Below are 18775 nucleotides of genomic sequence, written 5' to 3' on the forward strand. Positions count from 1 at the left end.
AGGCAACTTTCCTGCACTCAAAAAGAAGGCCGCTCAGTGAGCGGCCTTCTTTTTTGTGCGGGTTTCGAGATACTTAGAACTTCTCGATCTTCGCCTTGCTTTCCAGCTGTGCGCGGTACGCAGCGAAATCCTGCTGACCCGCACGCGACGCGAGGAAGCGACGGTATTGCGCCTTTTCCGCATCAGTCGGTGCAGCAGCCTGATTCACGCCGTTGAGACGCACAATCACGAAGCTGCCATCGGCTGCAGTAATGCTGGCGAATTCCGGCTTGCCCTTGCCATCAGGCTTGGGCATGCGGAACAGCGTCTGCAGTACTTGAGGATCAACGCCTTCCTGACTGCGAGTGACTGCTTCCATCGATTTCCAGTCACGTCCATCCTGCTTCGCAGCCAACGGGATCTTGCCATCACGCAGCCCGGCCAGCAGAGCCTCGCCCTTGGCCTTGGCAGCAGCCGTGGCGTGCTCCTTGACCAGTTGAGCGCGAATCGAGCTGGCAACGCTCTCAAGCGGCAACTGCTGAGGTTGCAGGTGCTCTTTGGAGCGCACCACCACGACGGTCTCCGGATCCAGCTCCAGCGTGTTGCTGTTGGAGCCCTCTTCCAGCACTTCCGGGCTGAACGCAGCCTGGATGACCGCGCGGTTGGCTGTAATACCCTCACCGCCTTCACGACCGAATGGCGCAGTGGTCTGAACCTTCAGGCCCAGATCCTGTGCCGGTTGAGACAGGTCGGACGATTCAAACGCAGAATCTTCCAGCTGCTTGGTCACTTCGACAAACTTCTGCTCGACCAGCTGCGATTTCAAATCGGTGGTCAGTTTGTCTTTCAGACTGGCAAATGTCGGCACCGATGGAGCCTCGACGCCCAGCAGCTTGATCAGGTGCCAGCCGAAATCGGTACGCACAGGCTGCGACACCTGGTCCTTGTTCAAGGCATACAATGTGTCTTCGAACGCAGGGTCATAGACACCCTTGCCTGCGTAACCAAGATCACCGCCCTTGCTGGACGAACCAGGGTCCTGCGAATATTCCTTGGCCAGCGCCGCAAAATCTTCACCCTTGGCCAGACGCTGTTGAATTTCTTCAATCTTCGCCTTGGCCTGTTCGTCGTTCAGCTTGTCGTTCACCTCGATCAGGATGTGCGCAGCACGACGCTGTTCTGACAGATTGGCGATTTCTTTCTGATAAGCCGCCTGCAAGTCCTCATCCTTGACCTGCACCTTGTCGAAGAAAGACGACTTCTTCAATTCGATGTAATCAAGCACAACCTGCTCAGGGCTCATGAACTCCTTGGCATGCTGGTCGTAGTGAGCCTTGACTTCGTCGTCCGTCACTTTGACAGCCGTGGTATCGGCAGGCAGGGTCAGCGAAGCGAAATCACGGGTCTGCTTTTCCAGACGGGCAAAAGCGTCAACCTGTGCATCGGTGACGAAGGCACTGCCGGCAACACCTGCACGCACCTGACCGATGAGCATTTCCTGGCCAAGCATCTGGCGGAACTGCAGACGGCTGTAACCCAGCTGGCGAATCACCTGATCGAAACGGTCAGCACTGAACTTGCCATCGACCTGAAACTCGGGCGTCTGCAAAAGCTGCTGATCCAGTGCCGCGTCGGAAAACGAGAATTTCGCATCCGTTGCGCCTTGCAGCAGCAGCTTGCGGTCGATCAAACCTTTGAGGGCTGATTCACGCAACAGTTTTTCATCCAGCATCGCAGGATCGAAATCCTTGCCCAACTGCTGCGCGAGCTGCTGAGCCAACTGGCGGCGCTGCATGTCGACGGCCTGGCTCAACTCATTCTGAGAGATGTCCTCGCCGTTCACTTCAGCCGCGTTCTGCTTGTTGCTGGTAGCGGTAAACAACGCCTCGATGCCGGTGAAGGCCATCAAAGCGATGATGATTCCGATAATTGTCTTGGCAATCCAGCCTTGTGAATTGTCCCTGATGTTCTGCAGCATTGCGTCCCCCAAAACGGTTGAACTGACTAACCAACCGCGGAGCGTGGGTAGAAAGCGGATAGAAGAAAGGCGCATCCGAGGATGCGCCTTCTCGTAACTGACGGAGCGGTAGGGCTCGAACCCCTCGGTGTTGCAACCGAATGCACCACCGCTCCGCTACTGGATCAGGACAGACCTGAGCCAGCGGGCAAAGGCATCGAGAGGCTTAGTTGACAGCTTCTTTGAGGGCTTTACCGGCTTTGAAACCTGGTTTTTTAGCAGCAGCGATTTCCAGCGTCTTACCAGTCTGAGGGTTGCGACCGATGCGAGCAGGACGATCAGTCACGGAGAACGTACCAAAGCCAACCAAAACAACCGAGTCGCCAGCCTTCAGAGCGCCAGTGACGGATTCGATCACTGCGTCCAGCGCACGGCCAGCAGCAGCTTTCGGGATATCAGCAGATGCAGCGATAGCATCAATCAGTTCCGACTTGTTCACTCTAAGTCCCCTTATCTCTATATTGAGTATGTTTCTAAGTTTTAGGTGTTAAGCAAAACGAGCGCTGGAAGGCTTGCTGGTGCTTGCTTTAAAGAGCCGCTTTATAACAAGGGCTCTAAAAAGCTGTCAAGGAAGCCTGCCCAGTCTTAATGCGTGCTAATTCTGTCCTTAGAGTCAGACTCGCGTTTTTCTTCCTTTGCGACCAGATCTGTAGCCACGTCCGGCAACGGCTCCGGCGCGTATTGCAGCGCAATTTGCAGGACTTCGTCAATCCATTTAACGGGCTTGATTTGCAGATCCTGCTTGATATTGTCAGGAATCTCCTTCAAATCACGCACGTTTTCTTCCGGAATGATCACCGTCTTGATTCCGCCGCGATGCGCAGCCAGAAGTTTTTCCTTCAGACCACCAATCGCCAGCACCTGCCCGCGCAGGGTAATCTCGCCCGTCATTGCCACATCGGCACGTACCGGGATCTGTGTAAGCGCCGATACCAGGGCAGTACACATACCTACGCCAGCGCTTGGTCCATCCTTGGGCGTCGCGCCTTCCGGCATGTGGATATGCGTGTCGTGTTTCTCGTGGAAATCGGCTGGAATGCCCAGACTACGGGCACGACTGCGCACCACGGTCTGCGCGGCGGTAATGGATTCGACCATGACATCACCCAGCGAACCGGTCTTGATCAACTGGCCCTTGCCCGATACAACCGCAGCCTCGATGGTCAGCAATTCACCGCCCACCTGAGTCCACGCCAGGCCTGTGACCTGACCGATCTGATCCTGTTGCTCGGCCAGTCCGTAGCGGAATTTACGCACGCCCAGGAAGTGTTCGAGCATCTCGGCAGTAACCTGCACGGAGAAGCGTTTTTCCATGGCGTGTTCTTTGACCGCCTTGCGGCAAACCTTGGCAATCTGGCGCTCTAGACCGCGTACGCCCGCTTCACGGGTGTAGTAGCGAATGATGTCGCGGATTGCTTCCTCGTCGAACTGGATCTCGCCTTTCTTCAAGCCATTGGCCTGAATCTGCTTGGGCGAGAGGTATTTGACGGCGATGTTGATCTTCTCGTCTTCGGTGTAACCCGGCAGGCGAATGACTTCCATCCGGTCCAGCAAGGCTGGCGGAATATTCATCGAGTTCGACGTGCACAGGAACATTACATCGGAAAGATCGTAGTCGACCTCGAGGTAGTGATCATTGAAATTATGGTTTTGCTCAGGGTCCAGGACCTCAAGCAATGCCGACGCCGGATCGCCGCGCATGTCGCTGCCCATCTTGTCGATTTCATCAAGCAGGAACAGCGGGTTGCGGACGCCCACCTTTGTCATCTTTTGTATCAATCTTCCTGGCATCGAACCGATGTAAGTCCGGCGATGACCACGAATTTCAGCCTCGTCACGCACGCCACCGAGTGCCATACGCACGAATTTGCGATTGGTTGCGTTGGCGATGGACTCGGCCAGGGAAGTTTTACCCACACCCGGCGGACCTACCAGACACAGCACAGGGCCACGAATCTTCTTCACGCGCTTTTGCACGGCGAGGTATTCGAGAATGCGTTCCTTGACCTCATCCAGACCATAATGGTCGGCATCGAGGATCGCTTCAGCGCGCGCAAGGTCCAGACGCACCTTGCTCTGGGCCTTCCACGGCACCTGAACCAGCCAGTCGATGTAGGAGCGCACCACAGTCGCCTCGGCCGACATCGGCGACATCTGCTTGAGCTTGTTCAGCTCGGCAGTCGCCTTGGTCAGAGCGTCCTTGGGCAGCCCGGCAGCGTCGATGCGCTTTTTCAGCTCTTCAATTTCGTTATGGCCTTCGTCGCCATCGCCCAGTTCTTTCTGAATGGCCTTCATCTGCTCATTCAGGTAGTACTCGCGCTGGCTGCGCTCCATTTGTTTTTTCACACGACCGCGAATGCGCTTTTCAACCTGCAGCAAGTCGATTTCGGCATCCAGCAAGGCCAGCACGTGCTCGACACGGGCCGACAGGTCGATAATCTCGAGAATTTCCTGCTTCTGCTCGATCTTGAGCGCCATGTGCGCTGCCATGGTGTCAACCAGGCGACCGGGCTCATCGATGCTGTTGAGCGACGAGAGGACTTCTGCGGGGACTTTCTTGCCAAGCTGCACATACTGCTCGAATTGAGCCAGCAGGCTGCGCACAAATACTTCGGATTCGCGATCCGGGGCATCGACTTCGTCGATCAACGCGACGTCGGCGCGGTAATGACCATCGACTTCGATGAAACGCTCTACCGAACCACGCTGCTCACCTTCGACCAGCACCTTGACGGTGCCATCAGGCAGCTTGAGCAACTGCAATACGGTGGCAATAGTGCCGACGTTGTACAACGCCTTTTCATCAGGATCGTCGTCAGCCGGGTTTCTTTGCGCGAGCAGCAGAATCTGCTTGTCGCCCGTCATTGCCGCTTCAAGGGCTTCGATAGACTTCTCGCGCCCCACGAACAGCGGGATAACCATGTGCGGATAAACCACGACATCACGCAATGGCAAGAGAGGCAATTCAATAGTGGTCTTCATGATTTCGCCTCTACGGCGGCCAATTGGCCGGGACAGATGGAATTAGCTTGAAGCCAAGATGGGGGTAGCGTCCAAAAAAAACAAGCTCTAGAGCCACGACCCGCCAAGATCAATTTCTTCATATAAAACGAATGAACGGCTGAAAAATGCAAAAGGGGGCCAAAAAGGCCCCCTTCCGTATTACTTCACACGCCCATACACCTGCGTGTGTTACGCGTCAGGGGCAACCTTGGCAGGCGGCTCACTGTTTTCGTAGATCAGCAGCGGCTTGGACGTACCATCGATAACGCTCTCATCGATCACCACCTTGCTCACGTCACTTTGTGACGGAATTTCGTACATGGTGTCGAGCAGCACGCCTTCGAGGATGGAACGCAAGCCACGGGCACCGGTCTTGCGCTCCAGCGCGCGACGGGCAACCGACTTCAACGCGTCGGTGCGGAACTCGAGGTCCACGCCTTCCATCTCAAACAGCTTGGCATACTGCTTGGTCAGCGCATTCTTCGGCTCGGTGAGGATCTGTATCAAAGCAGCCTCATCCAGCTCGTCCAGCGTTGCAAGCACTGGCAGACGGCCCACGAACTCCGGGATCAGACCGAACTTGACCAGATCGTCAGGCTCGACTTCACGCAGGGACTCGCCAACCTTCTTGCCCTCCTCCTTGCTGCGAACTTCGGCATTGAAGCCGATGCCGCCACGGGTGGAACGGTTCTGAATGACCTTTTCCAGGCCCGAGAAGGCGCCACCGCAAATAAAGAGGATGTTGCGTGTGTCCACCTGCAGAAATTCCTGCTGCGGATGCTTGCGCCCACCTTGTGGAGGAACGGAAGCCACAGTGCCCTCGATCAGCTTCAGCAAGGCTTGCTGCACGCCTTCGCCGGAAACGTCACGAGTGATCGAAGGGTTGTCGGATTTGCGCGAAATCTTGTCGATTTCATCGATGTAGACAATGCCCATCTGGGCCTTCTCGACATCGTAATCACATTTCTGCAACAGCTTCTGGATAATGTTTTCAACGTCCTCACCCACATAACCGGCTTCGGTCAGGGTGGTGGCGTCAGCGATGGTGAACGGCACATTGAGCAGACGGGCCAGTGTTTCGGCCAGCAGCGTCTTGCCGGAGCCCGTAGGGCCGATCAGCAGGATGTTGCTCTTGCCCAGTTCAACATCGTCGTTCTTCTTGTCGCGCTGGTTCAGACGCTTGTAGTGGTTGTACACCGCTACTGCGAGGACCTTTTTGGCACGTTCCTGACCGATTACATACTGGTCAAGGATGCCGCTGATTTCTTTAGGCGAAGGCAATTTATGCGCGCTGCTTTCGGCCTGTGCTTCCTGCACCTCCTCGCGGATGATGTCGTTGCACAGGTCGACGCACTCGTCGCAGATAAAGACCGAGGGGCCGGCAATCAATTTGCGCACTTCATGCTGGCTTTTGCCACAGAAGGAGCAATAGAGCAATTTGCCGTTGTCCTCGCCGTTGCGGGTGTCAGTCATTCGATCGATCCAATCCGGTAGGCTTGCAACACAAGATGAAGGCTATTGCGGGCTTTTTCAAGTCCGCAGGCGGTCGGTTGTGCCGACCCCCTACATTTTGAGCCGCTTAGGCAGGCATTTGACGCTTGTTGATCACGGAGTCGATCAGGCCGTATTCAGCCGCACGCTCTGCGCTCATGAAGTTGTCACGCTCGGTGTCGCGCTCGATGGTTTCGAGGCTCTGGCCGGTGTGATGCGCCAGCAGCGAGTTGAGACGATGACGAATGTGCAGGATTTCCTTGGCATGGATGTCGATATCCGACGCCTGACCCTGGAAACCGCCCAGCGGCTGGTGAATCATCATCCGCGAGTTGGGCAGGCAGTGACGCTTGCCTTCTGCACCGCCGGCCAGCAGGAATGCACCCATGCTGCAAGCCTGACCGATACAGATGGTCGAAACGTCCGGCTTGATGAACTGCATGGTGTCGTAGATCGACATGCCTGCAGTCACCGAACCGCCCGGCGAGTTGATGTAGAGATGGATATCCTTGTCCGGGTTTTCCGCTTCAAGGAAGAGCAGTTGTGCCGCGATAAGGTTGGCCATGTAGTCCTCTACCGGACCAACCATAAAGATGACTCGCTCCTTGAGAAGGCGCGAATAGATGTCATAGGCGCGTTCGCCACGGGCGGACTGCTCGATAACCATCGGGACCAGGCCGCCAGCGGCCTGGATGTCAGAGTTCTGCTGAATATAAGAATTGCGGGACATGTCCTGCATTCACTCCCAAATAGTCGAGTCTTGAATACGCACAAGCCAGCGCGAAGGCTGGCTTGTGGGTGTTTTCGCACGAAAAGAGAAATCAGTCGGCTTTTGGAGCTTCCACCGGCTTGACAGCTTCTTCGTAGGAGACCGATTTGTCGGTCACGCTAGCTTTCTGCAAAACAGTATCTACAACTTGCTCTTCAAGCACAACAGAACGTACCTCGTTCATTTGCTGCTCGTTCTTGTAGTACCAGGCAACAACCTGCTCAGGCTCCTGATAGGCGGATGCCATTTCCTGGATCATTTCACGTACGCGAGCATCATCAGGCTTGAGGTCGAACTGTTTGACGACCTCGGCAACGATCAGGCCCAGCTCGACGCGACGCTTGGCCTGCTCTTCGAACAGCTCAGCCGGCAACTGGTCTGGCTTGATGTTGCCGCCGAACTGTTGAACAGCCTGGACGCGCAGACGGTTGACTTCGTTTTCCAGCAGCGCTTTAGGCACTTCGATCGGGTTGGCAGCCAGCAGACCGTCCATGACCTGATTCTTGACCTTGGACTTGATCGCCTGACGCAGCTCGCGCTCCATGTTCTTGCGAACCTCGGTGCGGAAGCCTTCGATACCGGTTTCCTTGATACCGAACTGCTTGAAGAACTCTTCGTTCAGCTCAGGCAGCTTTGGCTCGGAAACGGTATTGACGGTCACGGTGAACTCGGCAGCCTTGCCGGCCAGCTCAAGGTTCTGATAGTCCTCGGGGAAGGTCACGTTCAGAACGCGCTCTTCGCCAGCCTTGGCGCCAACCAGACCGTCTTCAAAACCAGGAATCATGCGACCGGAACCCAGCACCAGCTGGGTAGCCGTAGCAGAACCGCCAGCGAACACTTCGCCGTCGACCTTGCCCACGAAATCAATGTTCAGCTGGTCTTCGTTCTGGGCAGCACGGTCGGCCACTTCAAAACGAACGTTCTGCTTGCGCAGCACTTCCAGCATGTTGTCCAGATCGCTGTCCGCCACGTCGGCAGACAGGCGCTCTACGGCGATGGTGTCGAAACCGGCAACGGTGAATTCCGGGAATACTTCGAAAGTAGCCACGTATTCCAGGTCTTTGCCTTTTTCGAAAGATTTCGGCTCTACAGCAGGAGCACCGGCCGGGTTCAGCTTCTGCTCAACCACAGCTTCGTAGAAAGTAGCCTGAATCAGATCGCCCAGTGCTTCCTGACGTGCGCCGTCTTCATAACGCTGACGGATCACGCTCATAGGCACCTTGCCTGGGCGGAAGCCCGGGATCTTGGCTTTACGTGCGGTCTGCTGCAGACGCTTGTTGACTTCAGTCTCGATGCGTTCGGCAGGCACGCCAATGGTCATGCGGCGCTCAAGAGCGGAAGTATTTTCAACAGAAACTTGCATGGATATTCCTCGTTGCACAGACGTTAGCCGGCCGTTTCCGACCCCAGAATCAAGGGCATGCATTCTAGTGGGTCAAACTCAAGAAGTCACCCTACTGAAAAAGGGCGGGTTAACAAGAAGGAATCGGACTACAGCCGGAGGAGAAAGGAAAACACCTCGCATCACTCGCGACGTGTCTGGCACGGCCCCTATATAAGGAAACCTCTGCGCCGGACGATGACCGAATCCATCTACATAGCACGCCCCACTCGACCGGCGGCAATAGGGCCGCCGGACCCGCGAGGCGATGGAACGAATACGCCAAAACAAAAAAAGCCGCACTAGGCGGCTTTCTTTTTGTAGCTTTTGCAACCGAAGCGTTACCACTCGACTACAGTTATCCTGGTGCGGACGGAGAGACTCGAACTCTCACACCTTGCGGCGCTGGAACCTAAATCCAGTGTGTCTACCAATTCCACCACATCCGCATTTCAGACTTTTAAAGCAAAGGCGCCAGACTATGAATCTGGCGCCCTTCTTAATATGGGGTGGACGATGGGGTTCGAACCCACGACCGCAGGAGTCACAATCCTGTGCTCTACCAACTGAGCTACGCCCACCATATTGCGCGTGACGATACAACTTACTTGCTGTGCCAAAGCTGCCTTGAATGGCGCACCCGGCAGGACTCGAACCTGCGACCATCCGCTTAGAAGGCGGATGCTCTATCCAGCTGAGCTACGGGCACTTATATAATTTGTATTCTTGCGAGAACAAACTAAAAGGCTTTCAATCACACCGAGCTGATTTGCAACTCTGCCTGACCTAATCAACCAGTGCTAGCTTAACCAGTGCTGGGCTCTGCCCGGCAAGTGCGACGAATCTTATAGACGGCCCCTGGGGTCGTCAACCTTTTTTTGAAAAAAATTCAGCTAGATAAAGGAGTTAGCGGAATATCCACAGCATGCGCCTTTGCCCTCGCGCCATGTCATGCGAGAATGCGCGCTCATTTTATTTCCTCTCGATGGTTAATCACGCGTCATGACTGCAAAACTAATCGACGGCAAGGCGATCGCCGCCAGCCTGCGCCAGCAGATCGCCAAACGTGTCGCCGAACGTAGCCAGCAAGGTCTGCGCACGCCGGGCCTCGCGGTGATTCTGGTCGGCAGCGACCCTGCCTCTCAGGTCTATGTCTCTCACAAGCGCAAGGACTGCGAGGAAGTCGGCTTTATCTCCCAGGCCTATGACTTGCCCGCTGATACCACTCAGGTTGCGCTGACCGATCTGATCGACCGCCTCAATGAAGACGCCGCTGTCGACGGCATCCTCCTGCAATTGCCTTTGCCAGCCCATCTGGACGCATCGCTGCTGCTCGAGCGCATCCGCCCGGACAAGGACGTGGACGGTTTCCATCCTTATAACGTCGGCCGTCTGGCCCAGCGCATTCCCCTGCTGCGACCGTGCACACCCAAAGGGATCATTACCCTGCTGGAAAGCACCGGAGTCGATCTGTACGGGCTGGATGCTGTGGTGGTTGGCGCGTCGAACATTGTCGGCCGCCCCATGGCGATGGAATTGCTGCTGGCGGGCTGCACCGTCACCGTGACCCACCGTTTCACCAAGGATCTGGCAGGCCATGTAAGCCGTGCCGATCTGGTGGTGGTTGCCGCTGGCAAGCCCGGCCTGGTCAAGGGCGAATGGATCAAGCCCGGCGCGATTGTCATCGACGTCGGCATCAACCGTCAGGACGATGGCAAGCTGGTTGGCGACGTGGTTTACGAGACTGCCCTGCCCCGCGCCGGCTGGATCACCCCGGTCCCTGGCGGCGTTGGTCCCATGACCCGTGCCTGCCTGCTGGAAAACACGCTGTACGCCGCAGAAACCCTGCACGACTGATCAGCCTGCAGCAATAAAAAACGGCACCCTCAAGGTGCCGTTTTTTTACCTCGACAAAACGTTACTTCTTGCCAGCCTCCCAGCTCTTCAGCAGGTCAGCGTAAGCGATGGTTTCACCCTTCGGTTTCTCGTTGGCCAGCTTGCGTTGCGGTGCGAGGAATTTGCCACCGCTTTGCTCAGCCTTGGTATACCACTCCTCGGCAGAGGTCTCGGGATTCATCTTCGGCGCACACTTGCTGGCTTCCTGAACCTTGGAACGTTCGATGCGCGTCATGATGGCATCCTGATCCTTGGCCAGACCGTCCAGCGCCTGCTGTGCTGTCTTCTCGCCAGTGACCGCCTCGGCAACGTGGCTCCACCACAACTGTGCCAGTTTCGGATAGTCAGGCACGTTGGTCCCGGTAGGCGACCACTGCACACGCGCCGGGCTGCGATAGAACTCCACCAGACCGCCCAGTTTGGGTGCCAGCGCGGTCATCTCCTTGGAGTTGATGTCGGACTCGCGAATAGGCGTCAGACCGACAATGGTCTTCTTCAGCGAAACGCTTTTCGAGGTCACGAACTGCGCATACAACCAGGCCGCCAGGCGCTTCTTCTCGTCGGAAGATTTCAGGAAGGTCCATGACCCCACGTCCTGATAACCGAGCTTCATACCTTCTTTCCAGTAAGGTCCTTTTGGCGAAGGTGCCATGCGCCATTTCGGCGTGCCATCGGCGTTCATGACTGGCAGGCCGGGCTTGGTCATGTCGGCAGTAAAGGCGGTGTACCAGAAGATCTGTTGCGCGACGTTACCCTGCGACGGAACCGGCCCGGACTCCGAAAAGGTCATGCCCGCAGCTTCAGGCGGTGCGTAGGCTTTCAGCCAGTCGATGTATTTCTGGGTCGCGAACACTGCCGCTGGCCCGTTGGTATCGCCACCGCGGGTAATGCTGGAGCCGACCGGATGGCAATCCTCTACACGGATGCCCCACTCGTCCACCGGCAAACCGTTAGGCAGGCCCTTGTCGCCACTGCCGGCCATGGAGAACCAGGCATCGGTGAAGCGCCAGCCCAGCGACGGGTCCTTCTTGCCGTAATCCATGTGCCCGAAGACTTTCTTGCCGTCGATCTCCTTGACGTCTTCGCTGAAGAATTTGGCAATGTCTTCGTAGGCCGACCAGTTGACCGGGACGCCCAGCTCATAGCCGTACTTGTCTTTGAACTTCTTTTTCAGGTCGGGACGTTCGAACCAGTCGGCACGGAACCAGTACAGGTTGGCGAATTGCTGATCAGGCAGTTGATAAAGCTTGCCGTCCGGCGCGGTGGTAAACGAGGTGCCGATGAAGTCTTTCAGGTCCAGAGTCGGCGAGGTGACTTTGCTGCCTTCCGGACTGGCCATCAGGTCGGTCAGCGACAGCGCCTTGCCATAGCGGAAGTGCGTACCGATCAGGTCCGAGTCGTTGACCCAGCCGTCGTAGATACTTTTGTCCGACTGCATGGCGGTCTGCAGTTTTTCGATCACATCACCCTCTTGCAGCAAGTCATGGGTGACTTTGATACCAGTGATTTCAGTGAAGGCCTTGGCCAGGGTTTTCGATTCGTACTCGTGGGTGGTCAGGGTTTCCGATACCACCTTGATGTCCATGCCACGGAACGGCTCGGCGGCCTTGATGAACCACTCCAGCTCTTTCAACTGTTCTGCATCGGAAAGCGTACTCGGCTTGAATTCACTGGCCGCCCACTTCTTCGCCGCATCTTCGTACTGATCTGCCCACGCCGAAACACTCAACCCGCTGAGCATCATCATGGTCGCCAGCGTCACGCTATGTTGCAGCTTGTTTTTCTTATTGAACATAGTCATCTCCAATGTTGCTTTTATGTAGTCCCGCTTTTCGAATATCGCCGACCGGATCACCCCGGCAATCGCGCCCGGCCGCCCTCTAACCCCAACGCATCACCACCAACAGCCACACCAGGGAGGCCCCTGAAGCAATCCAGACACTCCAGTCGGTCGCGCCGATCACCAGCAAATGCAGGTAAGCGCTACCCAGAAGCCCAATGAACAAACGGTCGCCACGCGTGGTGGCAATCGGCAGAAAACCACGGCGCTCGATACTTGCCGAGCGCAATTCCCATACGGTCATCCCCGCCAGCAGCACTGCGATGCTGATGAAAAAGGCCGCGGTGGGCAGTGTCCAGGACATCCACTCCATTTTTTCGACTCCTCAGACACGGCCAAGAGCAAAGCCCTTGACCACATGGTTGCGAACGAACCAGATCACCAGCATACCCGGCAGGATAGTCAACACCCCCGCCGCCGCCAGCACGCCCCAATCAATACCCGACGCCGAGACTGTACGGGTCATTACCGCAGCAATCGGTTTGGCATTGACCGATGTCAGGGTGCGCGCCAGCAACAGCTCGACCCAAGAGAACATGAAGCAGAAAAACGCGGTAACACCGATACCCGAGCCAATCAACGGAATGAAAATCTTCACGAAAAACTTCGGAAAGCTATAACCGTCGATGTAGGCCGTTTCATCAATCTCCTTGGGAACGCCGGACATGAAGCCCTCCAGAATCCACACCGCCAGCGGAACGTTGAACAAGCAATGCGCCAGAGCAACGGCGATGTGCGTGTCAAACAGGCCGATGGACGAGTACAGCTGGAAAAACGGCAGCAGGAACACGGCCGGTGGCGCCATGCGATTGGTCAGCAGCCAGAAGAACAGGTGCTTGTCGCCGAGAAAACGATAGCGTGAAAACGCGTAGGCTGCCGGAAGCGCAACGCTCAGCGATATCACGGTATTGAGGCACACGTAGTACAGCGAGTTCAGGTAACCGCTGTACCAGCTTTCGTCGGTGAAAATCACCTTGTAGTTGGCCAGGGTAAAGTCCTGCGGCCACAGGGTCAGGCCACCGAGGATCTCGGTATTGGTCTTGAACGACATATTGATCAGCCAGTAGATCGGCACCAGCAGAAACAACAGGTAAATCCACAGCGGTATGATTTTGCGCAGACTCATGACCAGCCCCTCAATTCTTTTCGCTGTGAGTCATGGCGGTGTAGAACACCCATGACACCAACAGAATGATCAGGAAGTACACCAGCGAGAACGCCGCCGCAGGCCCCAGGTCGAACTGCCCGAGCGCCATGGTGGTCAGGGTCTGACTGAGGAAGGTGGTGGAGTTGCCAGGACCGCCACCGGTGAGCACGAACGGCTCGGTGTAGATCATGAAGCTGTCCATGAAGCGCAGCATTACCGCGATCAGCAGCACGCTTTTCATCTTCGGCAGCTGGATATGCCGAAAGATGGCCCAGCCGGAGGCACGATCAATCCGCGCCGCCTGATAGTAGACATCCGGAATGGCTCGCAACCCTGAATAGCACAGCAAGGCCACCAGCGAAGTCCAGTGCCAGACGTCGATGACCAGCACTGTCACCCAGGCATCCGAAGCATTGGCGGCGTAGTTGTAGTTGATGCCCAGCACGTTGTTCAACGTGTAACCCAGCAAGCCGATATCGCCACGGCCGAAGATCTGCCAGATGGTGCCGACCACGTTCCATGGAATCAGCAACGGAATGGTCATCACGATCAGGCACAACGATGACCAGCGACCTTTGGTGGGCATGGTCAGAGCGATCGCGATACCCAGCGGGATCTCGATCAGCAGCACGCAACCCGAGTAAATGAACTGGCGCAGCAGCGAATCGTGCAGGCGCGGGTCCTGCAAGACCTGGCGAAACCAGTCAGTACCGACAAAATAGCGGCTGGACTGGTCGAAGATGTCCTGCACCGAGTAGTTGACCACGGTCATCATCGGGATAATCGCGCTGAATGCCACCAGCAGAAACACCGGCATCACCAGCCACCAGGCTTTGTTGTTCTGCACCTTACGCATGGGACACCTCACTGGCCGGGCCGGCTTCAAGCAGGTAATCGTCGGCATAGAGCATCAGCCATTGCCCTGGAAAGCTGATCCAGGCCTGACCGTGCGGCACCGGTTTGTCTTCCTGCAAACGAACCTTGAGCAGTTGCCCGGCCAGTTTCAGGGTAATGATCTTGTAGGTGCCGAGGTCTTCCACATAGGTCACGTCGGCGCACATCGCATCGTCGTAAGGCCCGTCCCAGACATGCACGAACTCAGGACGAATACCCACTTTCAGAGTTTTCCACGGTGTGCTGGCAAGCTTTTGCTGCAACGACTCAGGCAGCGGCAGATGAATGTCGGCAAAACCGACACCGCCCGGTTGAGGCGTGACGTCAATCAGGTTCATGCCAGGGCTGCCGATGAAATAGCCGACAAAGGTGTGTGAAGGCTTTTCAAACAGCTCCCGCGGTGTGCCGAACTGCACAATCTGTCCGCCATACATCACCGCAATCTTGTCGGCGAAGGTCGACGCCTCCAGTTGATCGTGGGTGACGTAGACCATAGTGATATTGAATTGCTCGTGGATCTGCTTGAGCTTGCGGCGCAGTTTCCATTTCAGGTGCGGGTCGATGACCGTCAGCGGCTCATCGAAGAGAATCGCGGAAACGTCATCACGTACCAGACCGCGCCCCATCGAGACTTTCTGCTTTTCGTCCGCGCTGAGGTTGCGCGCTTTCTTTTTCAGCAGCGGCTGCAGGTCCAGGACATCGGCAATTTCGTTGACCTTGATGAGAATCCGCGCCTCGTCCAGGCCCTGATTGCGCAACGGAAAGGCCAGGTTATCGAACACCGTCATGGTGTCGTAGATCACTGGAAACTGGAAAACCTGAGCGATGTTGCGACGCTCTGGCGGCAGTTCGTTGACCACTTTCGAGTCGAACAGCACTTGCCCTTGAGAGGGACTGAGCAGCCCCGAAATGATATTGAGCAAGGTCGACTTGCCGCAGCCGGAAGGCCCGAGCAGCGCGTAAGCCCCGCCCTGCTCCCAGATGTGACTCATCTCGCGAATTGCATAGTCGTCAGGACCAGGCTTGGCGCTGTAACTGTGCGCCAGGTTCTGCAAGCGGATCTCGGCCATTAGGCAACCCTCGCCATGCGCAGGCCCGGCGCCTGAATCAGGCCGCCCTGCTGATCGAATACAAATAATTTGTGAGTCGGGATGTACACCCGAATCGATGCGTCAACGTCGTAGGCATGCACGCCCGGCAGGTGCAAAACCAGTGAAAACAGCTCGTTGCGCACATGCAGAAAGGTTTCCGAGCCGCTGATCTCCGCCAGCTCGACGGTGACCGCCAGCTCCAGATCATCATCGTTGGAAGGCACAAGGCTCAAATGGCTGGGACGCACACCAAAGCGGTATTCACCATCACCGACGGCCCGCAGATCGACGTTGAGCGGGAAATGCACAAAGTTGGCGAAGCTGACTTCATTGCCATCTATACGGCCCGGCATCAGATTGATCGGCGGTTCAGAGAACAGCTCGGCCGCCAATACCGTGCTCGGCCGGTGATAGACCTCGGGAGTCTTGCCGCTCTGCACCACCCGCCCTTCATGCAGGATAGTGGTGGTGCCACCCAGCGCCAGCGCTTCATTGGGCTCGGTAGTGGCATAGATGGCAATGGTATGGCGGGCTGCAAACAGCTCGCGCATTTCCTGACGCAGCTCTTCACGCAGCTTGTAATCAAGGTTGACCAAAGGCTCATCGAACAGGATCAACTCGGCGTCCTTGACCAGCGCCCTGGCCATCGCGGTGCGCTGCTGCTGCCCACCGGACAATTCGAGCGGGTGGCGTTGCAGGAACTTTTCGATGCGCAGCATCTCCGCCGTTTCCTGCACACGGCTGTGGATCACGTCCTTGGACAGACCGGCCTGACGCAGCGGCGAGGCGATGTTTTCGAACACCGTCATGCTTGGGTAATTGATGAACTGCTGATAAACCATCGAGACATTGCGCAGACGAACCGGTCGATTTGTAACATCGACCCCGTTCATCAGCACCCGCCCGCTGTCAGGCTTGTCCAGCCCGGCCATCAGGCGCATCAGGCTGGTTTTGCCGGACAGGGTTCGCCCCAGCAGAACGTTGAAAGATCCTGGCTCAAAGCTCAGGGAAGCGTCGTCGATCCAGACCTGACCATCGACCGCGCGACTGACGTGCTCCAGCGTGAGAGACATGGCGTGCCCTTTGTTGTTTTTTTCTTAAGGGTGAATGCGTGACTGTTTGCAGATAGCGACATTCGTGCCAGTTCGACCAGATTGCTTGCGAGCCGCGAAACAGAGCCTTCCCCCGTATTCAGGGGGCGAAAGCCCTTTCACAGCTGAACAATAATGAACAGTAAACACTGAACACTTGAACAAAATGAACATTGACTTTGAACAAAACTGAACGACACTGGACGGACGTTGCGGGCAAGGATGGTCACGCCGACGGGACCTAAAAACAAAAACAACACGTCATATTCGCAGGCATCCTCATGTCTCAATCCAGCGCTTCGCTCGTTCACGACATCATCATTCAGGATTCATGGAGGCGCTGCCGGGATTTCGGTCTCAGCCATCAGACGCGTCCTTCATTCGGCCAACTGCCGGGCGCTGAGGTTTCCAGGCTGCTGGAGCGCCATCACGGGCTGGTGCAGACCACCCATCAGGAAGTCCTGCCGGTCTACGAAAACATTCTGAGCAACTCCAATTGCCTGATTCTGCTGGCCGACCCTCAAGGCCAGTTGCTCAAATCCTGGGGCGCGCAACGCTTCGTCGAGTCTTCCCAGGCACAGGGCTTCATGGCTGGTGCCAGCTGGAGCGAACGGGGCACCGGCACCAATGCCATCGGCACAGCACTGGCCTGTGAGCAGGCCATTCACATTGAACCGGACGAGCATTTCCTCAAGGCCAATCGCTTCATGACCGGTTCGGCTTCACCGATCTTCGATGCTGATCGACGCATCATTGCCGTGCTGGATGTGTCCAGCGACAGTTTCCTGCCCCCCTCGCATACGCTGGGTATGGTCAAAATGATGAGTCAGTCGGTGGAAAACCGACTGATCCTCGATCAGTTCCGCGACTCGCACTATCAGCTGATCTTCAATACGGGCCTGAACAATCTCGACAGCCAATGGGCAGGCCTGCTGATTTTTGATGAAAGCGGCCAGATCCTTTGCGCCAATCGACGCGCTGACAATTTATTGGGGACGCCGCCGTCCGGTGCCAGTATCGAAACGCTGTTCAAGTGCCCTATCCTGCAACTGCTCAGCGAGACAGAAGCGCGGCCGTTTGCACTGCACGCGTTTGGCAACAATCGCTTTCAATGTCTGCTCAAGCGTCCGACCCGCAAGCCGCTGAAGCTGCACAGCGTCCAGCCGGTTCAGGCACCTGTCGCGCCGCGGAGCCTGGACCTGGAAGCGATCAGCCTGGGTGACGCAAAAATCGAGAAAGCCGTGAATCAGGCGCAGCGGCTGCTGGAAAAAGACATCCCGCTGCTGATCCACGGGGAAACCGGGGTCGGTAAGGAAGTGTTTGTCAAAGCCCTGCATCAAGCCAGTAGCCGCGCCACTCAGCCGCTGATCGCTGTCAACTGCGCGGCGATCCCGGCCGAACTGGTCGAAGCCGAGCTATTTGGCTATGAAAGAGGGGCGTTCACCGGTGCCAGTCAAAAAGGCAGCATTGGCCTGATCCGCAAAGCCGATAAAGGCACGCTGTTTCTGGACGAAGTCGGCGACATGCCCCTGCCGGTACAGGCGCGACTGTTGCGTGTGCTGCAAGAGCGCTGCGTCCAGCCACTGGGCAGCAGTGAGTTGTTTGCGGTAGATATACGCCTTATTTCAGCCACCAATCGCAGCCTGCGCGATCAGGTTCAGACGGGGCGATTTCGCCAGGACCTTTATTACCGGATCAGCGGCTTGAGCATCGAACTCCCGGCACTGCGCGAGCGCACCGACAAACATGCACTCATCCAGCGTATCTGGGAGCGACATCGCGACGCTCATCAACGGGCGGGTTTTTCCAGAGAAGTGCTCGAACTATTCGAACATCACCCGTGGCCGGGCAACATTCGTCAGCTCAACAGCGTGATTCAGGTGGCGCTGGCTTTGGCAGATGAACAGCCGATCAGTACCGAGCACTTGCCGGAGGATTTTCTGCTGGATATGGGCATGGATGAGGACTGCCGAGAGCTGGTGAAGGCTCAGGAATCCACCGTGCGCCTTCACACGACAGAAGACCTGAGCCAACTGTTTCAAGCGGCTGGCGGAAATATTTCACAGCTGGCAAAACGCCTGGGCGTAAGCCGCAACACATTGTACAAGCGGTTGCGGGAACAGCGGATTGTCTAGTTTTTGGCTTTCGGCAGACCGTACATCGAGGATCGGACGCG

General features: G+C 56.6%; 14 protein-coding genes and 3 tRNA genes. 2 read left to right on the plus strand and 15 right to left on the minus strand.

Annotated elements, in window-relative coordinates; translation table 11 throughout:
* Nucleotides 1-73: 73 nt before the first annotated feature.
* From AO068_RS12185 to AO068_RS12225, 9 genes are all read right to left on the minus strand, one after another.
* Nucleotides 74-1957: a SurA N-terminal domain-containing protein gene (locus AO068_RS12185; RefSeq protein ID WP_058401923.1), complete on the minus strand. Its 1884-nt coding sequence runs from the start codon at nt 1955-1957 to the stop codon at nt 74-76.
* Nucleotides 1958-2162: 205 nt separating this feature from the next.
* Nucleotides 2163-2435, minus strand: coding sequence for an HU family DNA-binding protein (locus tag AO068_RS12190; RefSeq protein WP_002552737.1), 273 nt, complete (start codon nt 2433-2435; stop codon nt 2163-2165).
* A gap of 146 nt (nt 2436-2581) precedes the next feature.
* Nucleotides 2582-4978: an endopeptidase La gene (lon, locus tag AO068_RS12195; RefSeq protein ID WP_002552736.1), complete on the minus strand. Its 2397-nt coding sequence runs from the start codon at nt 4976-4978 to the stop codon at nt 2582-2584.
* A 210-nt stretch (nt 4979-5188) separates the two neighbouring features.
* The gene (clpX, locus tag AO068_RS12200) at nt 5189-6472 is read right to left on the minus strand and encodes an ATP-dependent Clp protease ATP-binding subunit ClpX (protein WP_002552735.1); all 1284 of its coding nucleotides are present in this window, start codon (nt 6470-6472) and stop codon (nt 5189-5191) included.
* A 106-nt stretch (nt 6473-6578) separates the two neighbouring features.
* Entirely contained in the window at nt 6579-7220 is a 642-nt protein-coding gene (clpP, locus tag AO068_RS12205; RefSeq protein WP_002552734.1) for an ATP-dependent Clp endopeptidase proteolytic subunit ClpP, read from the minus strand.
* A gap of 91 nt (nt 7221-7311) precedes the next feature.
* Nucleotides 7312-8622: a trigger factor gene (gene tig, locus AO068_RS12210; RefSeq protein ID WP_002552733.1), complete on the minus strand. Its 1311-nt coding sequence runs from the start codon at nt 8620-8622 to the stop codon at nt 7312-7314.
* A 382-nt stretch (nt 8623-9004) separates the two neighbouring features.
* Nucleotides 9005-9089, minus strand: a tRNA-Leu gene (locus AO068_RS12215).
* Nucleotides 9090-9145: 56 nt separating this feature from the next.
* Nucleotides 9146-9221: transfer RNA gene (locus AO068_RS12220), tRNA-His, on the minus strand.
* 51 nt (nt 9222-9272) lie between these two features.
* A tRNA-Arg gene (locus AO068_RS12225) sits at nt 9273-9349 on the minus strand.
* A gap of 293 nt (nt 9350-9642) precedes the next feature.
* On the opposite strand from AO068_RS12225, the gene folD reads away from it, so the two are divergent.
* The gene (gene folD / locus AO068_RS12230) at nt 9643-10497 is read left to right on the plus strand and encodes a bifunctional methylenetetrahydrofolate dehydrogenase/methenyltetrahydrofolate cyclohydrolase FolD (protein ID WP_044321922.1); all 855 of its coding nucleotides are present in this window, start codon (nt 9643-9645) and stop codon (nt 10495-10497) included.
* Between the two features lie 61 nt (nt 10498-10558).
* On the opposite strand, the gene AO068_RS12235 is transcribed toward folD, so the two are convergent.
* The 6 genes from AO068_RS12235 to AO068_RS12260 form a co-directional block, all read right to left on the minus strand.
* Entirely contained in the window at nt 10559-12331 is a 1773-nt protein-coding gene (locus tag AO068_RS12235; RefSeq protein ID WP_044321923.1) for an ABC transporter substrate-binding protein, read from the minus strand.
* Between the two features lie 85 nt (nt 12332-12416).
* Nucleotides 12417-12689 (minus strand): DUF2160 domain-containing protein, encoded by a 273-nt coding sequence (locus AO068_RS12240; RefSeq protein ID WP_057401451.1) that lies wholly within the window; start codon nt 12687-12689, stop codon nt 12417-12419.
* 12 nt (nt 12690-12701) lie between these two features.
* Nucleotides 12702-13502 carry a carbohydrate ABC transporter permease gene (locus AO068_RS12245; protein ID WP_003315280.1) on the minus strand — a complete coding sequence of 267 codons (801 nt, stop codon included), beginning with the start codon at nt 13500-13502 and terminating at the stop codon, nt 12702-12704.
* Nucleotides 13503-13512: 10 nt separating this feature from the next.
* Nucleotides 13513-14379 carry a carbohydrate ABC transporter permease gene (locus tag AO068_RS12250; RefSeq protein WP_002552729.1) on the minus strand — a complete coding sequence of 289 codons (867 nt, stop codon included), beginning with the start codon at nt 14377-14379 and terminating at the stop codon, nt 13513-13515.
* On the minus strand, nt 14372-15487 hold the full coding sequence (locus AO068_RS12255) for an ABC transporter ATP-binding protein (protein WP_058408478.1): 1116 nt from the start codon (nt 15485-15487) through the stop codon (nt 14372-14374). Before AO068_RS12255 ends, AO068_RS12250 begins: the two co-directional genes overlap by 8 nt.
* A complete protein-coding gene (locus AO068_RS12260) occupies nt 15487-16581 on the minus strand; it encodes an ABC transporter ATP-binding protein (protein WP_058408479.1) in 1095 nt (364 codons plus the stop codon). Before AO068_RS12260 ends, AO068_RS12255 begins: the two co-directional genes overlap by 1 nt.
* 299 nt (nt 16582-16880) lie before the next feature.
* On the opposite strand from AO068_RS12260, the gene AO068_RS12265 reads away from it, so the two are divergent.
* Nucleotides 16881-18734, plus strand: a complete 1854-nt coding sequence (locus AO068_RS12265) for a sigma-54-dependent Fis family transcriptional regulator (RefSeq protein ID WP_058408480.1) — start codon at nt 16881-16883, stop codon at nt 18732-18734.
* Nucleotides 18735-18775 lie beyond the last annotated feature (41 nt).

Origin of the sequence: Pseudomonas sp. ICMP 3272, assembly GCF_001466905.1 — a bacterium.
Classification (GTDB): Bacteria; Pseudomonadota; Gammaproteobacteria; order Pseudomonadales; family Pseudomonadaceae; genus Aquipseudomonas; species Aquipseudomonas amygdali.

Coding starts and splice junctions, on each gene's coding strand:
- AO068_RS12185 (WP_058401923.1), bottom strand. CDS start 1,957: ATGCTGCAGAACATCAGGGACAATTCACAAGGCTGGATTGCCAAGACA.
- lon (WP_002552736.1), bottom strand. CDS start 4,978: ATGAAGACCACTATTGAATTGCCTCTCTTGCCATTGCGTGATGTCGTG.
- clpX (WP_002552735.1), bottom strand. CDS start 6,472: ATGACTGACACCCGCAACGGCGAGGACAACGGCAAATTGCTCTATTGC.
- clpP (WP_002552734.1), bottom strand. CDS start 7,220: ATGTCCCGCAATTCTTATATTCAGCAGAACTCTGACATCCAGGCCGCT.
- tig (WP_002552733.1), bottom strand. CDS start 8,622: ATGCAAGTTTCTGTTGAAAATACTTCCGCTCTTGAGCGCCGCATGACC.
- folD (WP_044321922.1), top strand. CDS start 9,643: ATGACTGCAAAACTAATCGACGGCAAGGCGATCGCCGCCAGCCTGCGC.
- AO068_RS12235 (WP_044321923.1), bottom strand. CDS start 12,331: ATGTTCAATAAGAAAAACAAGCTGCAACATAGCGTGACGCTGGCGACC.
- AO068_RS12240 (WP_057401451.1), bottom strand. CDS start 12,689: ATGGAGTGGATGTCCTGGACACTGCCCACCGCGGCCTTTTTCATCAGC.
- AO068_RS12245 (WP_003315280.1), bottom strand. CDS start 13,502: ATGAGTCTGCGCAAAATCATACCGCTGTGGATTTACCTGTTGTTTCTG.
- AO068_RS12250 (WP_002552729.1), bottom strand. CDS start 14,379: ATGCGTAAGGTGCAGAACAACAAAGCCTGGTGGCTGGTGATGCCGGTG.
- AO068_RS12255 (WP_058408478.1), bottom strand. CDS start 15,487: ATGGCCGAGATCCGCTTGCAGAACCTGGCGCACAGTTACAGCGCCAAG.
- AO068_RS12260 (WP_058408479.1), bottom strand. CDS start 16,581: ATGTCTCTCACGCTGGAGCACGTCAGTCGCGCGGTCGATGGTCAGGTC.
- AO068_RS12265 (WP_058408480.1), top strand. CDS start 16,881: ATGTCTCAATCCAGCGCTTCGCTCGTTCACGACATCATCATTCAGGAT.